Here is a 1385-nt window from a genome sequence, read left to right on the forward strand (position 1 = left end):
CTATGAAGCTTCTATGTCCCGTCAACCCCCAATTCGGCCGCGGCGGCGTTGTTGAGATGACGGTAGAGGCGTCGGGCGAGGTAGCGCTTGAGGCAGCGGCGGATCTCGCGGTCTGTCTTGCCTTCGGCCCGCCGTCGGTCAACGTAGGCGCGGGTTTGCGGGTGATGCACCATGCGGACCATCGCGATGACGTTCAGAGCTCGGTTGAGACGCCTGTCGCCGCCGCGATTGAGGCGGTGGCGAGTGGTGTTGCCCGAGGAGGCGGGTATGGGGCTCACTCCGGCGAGGGCGGCGAACGCGGCCTCGTCACGGACCCGTCCCGGGTGGGACCAGGCGACCAGGACGGTGGCAGCGGTGACGGGGCCGATCCCTGTTTCCTCGGGGAGGCCGGCCGCAGGGCTGGCGTCGACGAGCTCGCCTATTCGGTTCATGTTGTCCGCGATTTCCGTGTCAAGGGCGAGGATCCTCTTGGCCAGACGGACGGCCTCGGTGCGGGCCGTCGTGGCGGCGAGGTCCTCCTCACGGGGGCGCCAGCGGGCGATTTCGCCGATCTGCCTGGCGCTGAGGGGACGACGGGCGTCTATGCCGAGGTCGGCGATGCGCACCAGGGCAGTCAAGGCGTTCACGGCCCTGGTCCGCTCGCTGGTGAGCTCGTCCCGGGAGGTGAGGAGGATCTGTGCTGCTGCCCGAACCCCCTCGTCCATTCGTGGAGTGCGCAGCTGTTCTTCGGGGAGCGGAAGCACGGCAGCGGCTATCCGCCGGGCGTCGATCGGGTCGGATTTGCCGATGCCGCGGCGGCCGGCGCGGCCCATTCTGGCGGCTTCAACCACCTGGTAGCCGGCGCGTGCCGTCTGGCGGGCGATCTGGGCTCCGTAACTGCCCGCCCCCTCGATCACCCACAGAGCACCGAGGTCTCCACCAGTGCGACGTCCAGCCCAGTTGATGGCTCGTGCCCTGCCAGCGTGGGTGTTGGGGAATGCCTCCGTGCCCAGGTGCTCACCACTGGAGGCGAGCACGGCGTAAGTGTGCGTTTTGGCGTGGGTGTCGACGCCGATGACGAATGAATGCGCCTGGGCGACAATGGTGTTCACGCGATCAGGGTTCCTCTCCGTGAGGCGGTGGTCCCGGTCGCTGCGGACCGGCGCCGTGCCCGGGAGAGGTCACTTCGAGGCAGAACTGTGACGGGCCACGGCCCTTTGGGGCCGGGCAGGCTTCTTATCAGGCCACCGAGGTGGGCCGGGTCGGCGCCGACCGCCCGCCATAGTCGGACAGTTCATAGGCAAGGCACCCGTGGGGGCCACTTTTGTCACGAGTCACGACTACGACGAGGCGACCGACGTCAACCCTGCCAGCCGGTCCCGGACCAGCCAGATGAAGACTCACAG

The 1385-nt window shown here is 68.2% G+C and carries 1 protein-coding gene; it reads right to left on the minus strand.

Translation table 11 applies throughout. The annotated features are described in order from the left end of the window. Positions 1 to 11: 11 nt before the first annotated feature. Positions 12 to 1091 (minus strand): IS110 family transposase, encoded by a 1080-nt coding sequence (locus ACFYOH_RS44830; protein WP_388638137.1) that lies wholly within the window; start codon positions 1089 to 1091, stop codon positions 12 to 14. Between the last annotated feature and the right edge of the window lie 294 nt (positions 1092 to 1385).

The organism is Streptomyces sp. NPDC007856 (assembly GCF_042868225.1).
In the GTDB taxonomy this organism is placed as follows: Bacteria; Actinomycetota; Actinomycetes; order Streptomycetales; family Streptomycetaceae; genus Streptomyces.